Genomic DNA, 6,666 nt, shown 5'->3' on the forward strand with positions numbered 1-6,666 from the left:
CGAACTGCATCGGCCCGACGGCGGCCAGGACGGGGGAGGCGTCGCCGCGGGTGTCGTTGCGCAGCACCTGCACGACACCCTCGGACTCGAGTTGGTCCATCGCTTTGCGGAACTGCTTGTACTTGCCGGCGGTGCGGGCGCGCAGGGTCGCGAAGTGCTCGGGCGCGAACGACCCGATTGGCGGGAACTCCACGCGAGGATCGTCGAAGAGGGTGTCTCCGGGGGCCAGTGCGGTGGCGTTCACGAGGCCGACGACGTCGCCGGGATAGGCGGTGTCGACGGTGGAGCGGTCCCGGCCGAATACCGCCTGCGCGTACTTCGTGGCGAACGGCCGTCCGGTCTGCGCGTGGGTGACGACCATGCCGCGCTCGAATTCGCCGGACACGATCCGCATGTAGGCGAGCCGGTCGCGGTGACTCGAGTCCATCCCCGCCTGCACCTTGAAGACCACAGCGGAGAACGGGTCGGTGACCTCGCGGACCGTGCCGTCGACGTCGGCCCGCCCGGCCGGTGCGGGGGCCAGCTCGACGAGCGCTTCCAACAGCTGGCGCACACCGAAGTTGAGCATCGCCGAGGTGAAGATCATCGGCGAGGTCTGCCCGGCCAGGAACATCTCCTCGTCGTGGTCTTGCCCCATCTCGGAGAGGAGTTCAGACTCCTCAACCGCCGCTGTCCACGCATCGCCCTCGATGGCGGCCGCCGCCTGCGCGTCGAGTAGCTCCTCGGGGGCGATCTTCGCGCCACCGGCGGTGCGGGAGAACTTGATGTAGCTGCCGCTGCGGCGATCGTAGAGACCGCGAAAGTCACCGGCGATTCCGACGGGCACGTACAGCGGCGTCGGCGTCAAACCGATGCGATCGGCGATCTCGTCGATGAGCTCGAGTGGGGTCTGGCCCGGCCGGTCCCACTTGTTGACGACGGTGATGACCGGGATCCCGCGGTGGCGACACACCTGGAATAGCTTCAGGGTCTGCGGTTCGAGTCCCTTGGCCGCGTCGATGAGCATGACCGCCGCGTCGACCGCCGTCAGCACCCGATAGGTGTCCTCGGAGAAGTCGGCGTGGCCGGGGGTATCAACCAGATTGATGACGTTGGGTTCGGCTTCGGCCCGGGGCAGTGTCGATTCGGCCCGCTCGCTGGCGCTCCCGGCGCCGGGATTGGCAAGGCCGGTAGGGGCGCAATTGAACTGCAACGCGGTCGAGCTGACGGAGATACCGCGGGCCTTCTCCATCTCCATCCAGTCCGAGACGGTCGACTTGCGGCCCGCCTTGCCGTGGACCGCACCGGCCTCGCTGATCATGCGGGCGTGCAGCGCCAGCGCCTCGGTCATCGTCGACTTACCCGCATCGGGGTGGGAGATGATCGCGAAGGTGCGCCGCCGACGGACCTCGCGCGCAACGGTCTCGGGGCTTGAACTCACCTCACGAGGATAGCCGTGGCGGTTGGTAGGGCGTGCTTGCCGCCCGGCTTCGACAGGGCGGGTCGCCCAATGGAGTAATTACAGATGGCGTTGACTTTCCCGAACTGCCTCTCTAGCCTGCATTAGGCAAGCCTTACCAATGCGGCCTGGGGATCCGGCACACGTCGGCCGGGCACTAGAAGGAAGAGTGGATCATGATCTCGAGAATCACCGTGGCATTCCTGTCAGCGGTCCTGCTGGGATTGGGACTGGCCGCGCCGGCTACCGCGGACACGACCGCGCGGCAGACCAACGTCGGGGACCTGTACGTGCGGGCCGAGCGGCCGTCGGGACACCAACTTGAGAGTCAGTACGCGGCGATGTGGAACCCCGCCCTGCCGATGGACGCCAAACTGGCGAACAGCTACCGCGGAAACACGCCGCAGGTGCGCGCAAGCTCTGAGCGGATGAAGGACTTCAGCCGGATGTACGACCTGATGTCGGTCAACATGCGTTCGGTCGCCGCACCGGTGATCAACGGCAACAAGGCGAGCGCCAAGTTCGTCGGCGTCCTCGCCGGTTTCCCGGCCCAGAATCTGAGCGGCTACTACGTCCGCGATGACGGCCTCTGGAAACTCGACTGGAAGGCCACGTGCGCCTCGATTGGGGGATGCAACGGCAATCCCGACTGGGGTTACTGAGCCCCGTCACTCAAAGGGCACGGGTGGCATCTTGACCACCTGTGCCGCATAGGACAGCCCGGCGCCATAGCCCAGCAGTAGTGCTGTGTCGCCGGGCTTTGCCTTGCCGGTGGAGAGAAGATCTTCCATGGCCAACGGGATCGACGCGGCCGAGGTGTTGCCGGTGGTCTCGATGTCGTTGGCGATGACGACCTTTTCGTCGAGCTTGAGGCCGCGGGCCAGCAGTTCGTTGATGCGCGAGTTGGCCTGGTGTGGGACGAACACGTCGAGATCGGCGACGTCGACCTTGGCGACGTCGAGGGCGCGCTGTGCGGCCTTGCCCATCTCGAACGCGGCCCAGCGGAACACGCTGGTGCCCTCCATGCGCAGGTACGGCCGTTTCTCGTGGTCGTCGCTGTCGAGGTAGGTGATCCAGTCGATGTCCTGGCGGATCGCGTCGAACTGCGAACCGTCGCTGCCCCAGACGACCGGACCGAGTTGCTGGTCCGGGGTGGGCCCGACGACCGCAGCGCCGGCCCCGTCGCCGAAGATGAAGCAGATGCTGCGATCGCTCATGTCCATCGTGATCGACAGTTGCTCGGAACCGACGACGAGCACGTTGGTGGCGCTGCCGCCCCGGACCATGTCGGAGGCCAATGCCATCCCGTACCCGAAGCCCGCACAGCCGACGGTCACGTCGAACGCCGGGACACCGTTGGCTCCCAGAGCCGTCGCGACGGCGGTGGCCGCGGCGGGTGTCAGTAACAGGTGGGTGTTGGTTGCGACGATGACGGCGTCGATATCGGAGCCCGACAGCAGCGCGTTGGCGATCGCCTTGCGGCCCGCCGCGATGGCCATCTCCATCGCCGATTCATCGCGGCGGGCGAAGCGGCGGGATTTGATACCGGTGCGCGTGAAGATCCACTCGTCTGAGGAGTCGATGCTCTCGCAGATCTCCTCGTTGGTGACGACTCGGTCCGGCCGGTATGCGCCGAGGCCGAGGATTCCGATGTTGCGCGTGCCGGTGACTTCGGCGATGTCGACCATCTCGTGGGCCTTCCGTGGTTGGCGACGTTGCTAACCCCACGGTATACACCGCCGTTGGTTACTCGGAAGTACGCGCGCGGACTCGTGTCCGGCTGACCGGCCCTCAGTCCAGATCGTCGAAGCTGGTGATCTTCGGTGCCGGGGGCAGGGTGACGACGGCGCCGGCGTAGCTCAGGCCCGCACCGAAGCCCAGCACCAGCGCGGTTTGGCCGCCCTTGGCCTTGCCGGTCGCCAGCATTTCCTCCATCGCCAGCGGGATGGAGGCGGCCGAGGTGTTGCCGGTGTTCTCGATGTCGTTGGCCATCGGCAGGTCATCGGGGAAGCCGAGGTTCTTCTTCATCAACTCACTGATGCGGGCATTGGCTTGGTGCGGGATGAACACGTCGATGTCGGAGGTGTTGACCCCGGCCCGGTCCAGCGTCGCAGCGAGCGCCTTGGGCAGGGTGATGGCGGCCCAGCGGAAGACGGCGGAACCCTCCATCGTCATGAACATCCGGCCCACCGGCTCGTCGTCGACGCCTTTTCCCTCACGCTGGAGCAACTCGGCGCGGTCCATGTAGCCCTTGATGTCGATGTTCTGCGAGATCGCGTCGCCGTTCTCGCCATCCGAGCCCAGGACTGCGGGGGAGATGCCGTTCGTCTCGCTCGGTCCGACGACCACCGCGCCGGCACCGTCGCCGAAGAGGAACCCGGTGTTGCGGTCGGTGGGATCGACGGCCACCGTCATCGTCTCCACGCCGAGGGCGAGGACATACTGGGCCGTGCCTGCGCGGACCATGTCGGCGGCGTTGCTCAACGCGTAGCCGAAGCCGGCGCAACCGGCGGCGATGTCCCAGGCGGGGATTCCGTTGAGGCCGATGTCGTTGGCGATGAGCGGGGCGCCGTGGGGGATCTTTGACTGCCAACTGCCGGTGGCAAGAATCAACGCACCGATCTTTTCCGGGTCGATGTCAGCGTTGGCAATGGCACGTTGGGCGGCGGTGGCGGCCAGGGTGCGTACGCTCTCGTCGCCGGAAACATAGCGACGGTTGCGAATGCCGCTGCGCTCAAAGATCCACTCGTCGCTGGAGTCGAGGATCTCACACACCTCGGCATTGCTGACGAGCCGCTTGGGACGGGCGGCGCCGATACCCAGCATTGCCACATTCGTCTGGGCGGGATTCACTGCCAGGTTTGCCACATTGCACTCCTTGTCGCGGCCGCCGCAGTCCGACCGGCCCCCTATATTGCTTTCAGTTTACGGCGGGGGTCTACCAGGCGTGCACGGTGTTCTGTGCTGACTCCAAGCCCTGGCTCAACAACAGCTCCGTCGCGTCGGCCCCGTTGCCGACGAGGAGCCCGACAGCGTCGCGGTCACGGGCTGGAAAGGGTTTGAGGACGAACTCGGCGGGGTCCTGGCGGCCGGGTGGTCGGCCAATGCCCAGCCGCACCCGCGAGTAGTCGCGGGTGCCCAGTGCTGCCGACAGCGACCGCAGGCCGTTGTGGCCGCCCTCGCCGCCACCGTGCTTGAGGCGCACTTGCCCGAAATCGATGTCCAACTCGTCGTGCAGGGCGATCACGTCGGCCGCGTCGATCGAGTAGAAGTTCGCCAACGGGCCCAGGTTGCGGCCGCATTCGTTCATGTAGACGCGGGGTTTGGCGAGCAGGACCTGCTCGCCACCCAGGCTGATCGTCGCGGTCTCGGCACCGGAGCGTTTGTGGGTTGACCACCTCGCCGCGTTGGTAGCGGCGAGGTGGTCAACGACCATCGCTCCGATGTTGTGGCGGGTCTTCTCGTAGCGGGGGCCCGGGTTACCCAGCCCGACGACGAGTTTCACGCCAGATTCCCGGTGATCTACTCGCCGGCGTCCTCGGCGGCCTCGCCACCCTCGGAATCGGCGGTAGCGTCCTCGCCGCCCTCTGCCTCGGCGTCGCCCTCGGCCGCCTCCGGCTCAGCGGCGGCCTTGGCCTCGTTCACCGCGACGACGAGCGTCTCCGGTGCGGTCAGCATGGTGACGCCCGCGGGGAGCTCGATGTCTGAGGCGTAGACCGAGGTGCCGGCCTCGGCACCCTCGACGGAGACCGCGAACTGATCGGGGATCGAGAGCGCGTCGGCCTCGACCTGCAGGGTGTTGGAGTCCTGGGTGACGACGGTGCCGCCCTGGGCCTCGCCCTCGACGACGACGACCACGTCGACGGTGACCTTCTCGCCGCGACGGACGATGAGGAAGTCGGCATGCTCGATGTAGCTCTTGATCGGGTGGACGTCGACCTGCTTGGTCAACGCGAGCTGGCTCTTGCCCTCGATGTCGAGGTCGATGACGGCGTTGGTGCCGTTGTGGCGCAGGATCGCGGCGAAGTCGCGCGCCGAGACGGCCAGGTGGCGGGGTGCCTCGCCGTGGCCGTAGATGACGGCGGGGACGTTGCCGGCGCGGCGGGCGCGGCGCGCGGCGCCCTTGCCCTTCTCCTCGCGCAGGGTGGCGGTCAGCTTGGGCGCAGACGGTGCTGCCATGGTGTTTCTCCTCGTTCCGAGTGCGGATTCGTGTGGGCCACGGGGTGGACCTGTGCGACACGACGGGCGCACCGAGGAGCATCTGCGCAGACCGCGCAGGAAGACTGTCTCAGTCGCGCCGATAACGGTGTTGTGCGGCTCGCGCCGCGCCACCCTCGCCGTGACAACCGCTACAGCTTAGCGGTCGGGTTAGCGTCTTGGCGAATCTAACCTTGTCCGTCCGAGTGCCTGATCAGCACACTTGCCCCCGGACCGGTGGTGGCGACATGCCCGCCGGCGGGGGAGCAAGGAGTCGATTCACATGGCAATCACGGTTCGCGCTGCGGCGACGATCGTCGCGGTCGGGGCACTCGCGGCCGGCCCCGCCTGGGTGCCGTCGGCCCACGCCGCGCCGACGCGGCTCGACGGGCTGTTCTCGATCACACCGGGTTCGTGTGCCGGTGGCACGGTCACCGGATCGTATTTCCGGATGATCCTGCCCGCCGGGACCACGGCGGGGCCGTTCCTGGCCAACGGCGATTCCTCGTGCTCGGACAAGACGATCACCCCGTTGGCGCCCGGCTCGGCCGGCGGGCTGCGCAGCGGAGGGTTCCAGCCGCAGCCGGCCGCGGCGTTCGACGCCGGCGGGAACGCACTGTCGGGCAGCGTCACCCAGCCGGTGAAGTTCTACGGCGTCGGGTTTGCCACGGCGACCAACCCGGTCGACCCGCAGACCAGGCGCCCCGCGGCGCTGCCGGTGCTCTACAACGACAACGGCGACATCACCGGCGACCTGAGCGCCTTCGGCGTGACGTGGAACAAGCAGGTGTTCAACCAGGGCGCCCCCAAGCCGGGCGGCGGGATGCCGGGCAAGACCTCACCTGTGCGCGGCAAGTACAACCCGCAGACCGGCGACTACGCCATCGAGTGGACCAGCCAGATCGTCGACGGTCCGTTCAACAACTTCACCGGGCTGTGGCGGCTGACCGGGCGGACCACCGCGACGGGGTCCGGTGCCGCTCCGGGACGCCCGGGGGCACCCGCTGCACCTGGCGCCCCCGGTGCTCCCG

General features: G+C 67.6%; 7 protein-coding genes. 2 read left to right on the forward strand and 5 right to left on the reverse strand.

Annotated elements, in window-relative coordinates; translation table 11 throughout:
* Positions 1-1,420: peptide chain release factor 3 (locus B4L26_RS01360; RefSeq protein ID WP_290714917.1), on the reverse strand; the 1,420-nt coding region annotated here is incomplete at its 3' end.
* Between the two features lie 194 nt (positions 1,421-1,614).
* Here B4L26_RS01360 and B4L26_RS01365 point away from each other — a divergent pair.
* Positions 1,615-2,100, forward strand: a complete 486-nt coding sequence (locus B4L26_RS01365) for a hypothetical protein (RefSeq protein ID WP_290714920.1) — start codon at positions 1,615-1,617, stop codon at positions 2,098-2,100.
* Between the two features lie 6 nt (positions 2,101-2,106).
* Here B4L26_RS01365 and B4L26_RS01370 read toward each other — a convergent pair whose 3' ends face one another.
* The 4 genes from B4L26_RS01370 to B4L26_RS01385 all read right to left on the reverse strand — a co-directional run bounded on the left by B4L26_RS01370 (position 2,107) and on the right by B4L26_RS01385 (position 5,617).
* A complete protein-coding gene (locus B4L26_RS01370) occupies positions 2,107-3,126 on the reverse strand; it encodes a beta-ketoacyl-ACP synthase III (RefSeq protein ID WP_290714923.1) in 1,020 nt (339 codons plus the stop codon).
* A 103-nt stretch (positions 3,127-3,229) separates the two neighbouring features.
* Positions 3,230-4,264, reverse strand: coding sequence for a beta-ketoacyl-ACP synthase 3 (locus tag B4L26_RS01375; protein ID WP_290714933.1), 1,035 nt, complete (start codon positions 4,262-4,264; stop codon positions 3,230-3,232).
* Positions 4,265-4,376: 112 nt separating this feature from the next.
* Positions 4,377-4,943, reverse strand: a complete 567-nt coding sequence (gene pth / locus B4L26_RS01380; protein ID WP_290714926.1) for an aminoacyl-tRNA hydrolase — start codon at positions 4,941-4,943, stop codon at positions 4,377-4,379.
* A gap of 17 nt (positions 4,944-4,960) precedes the next feature.
* On the reverse strand, positions 4,961-5,617 hold the full coding sequence (locus B4L26_RS01385; RefSeq protein ID WP_290714929.1) for a 50S ribosomal protein L25/general stress protein Ctc: 657 nt from the start codon (positions 5,615-5,617) through the stop codon (positions 4,961-4,963).
* 301 nt (positions 5,618-5,918) lie between these two features.
* Here B4L26_RS01385 and B4L26_RS01390 point away from each other — a divergent pair.
* Positions 5,919-6,666, forward strand: a 748-nt coding sequence (locus tag B4L26_RS01390) for a hypothetical protein (protein ID WP_290714931.1), incomplete at its 3' end; no start/stop codon positions are given.

This window comes from Gordonia sp. UBA7599 (assembly GCA_002477755.1).
Classification (GTDB): domain Bacteria; phylum Actinomycetota; class Actinomycetes; order Mycobacteriales; family Mycobacteriaceae; genus Gordonia.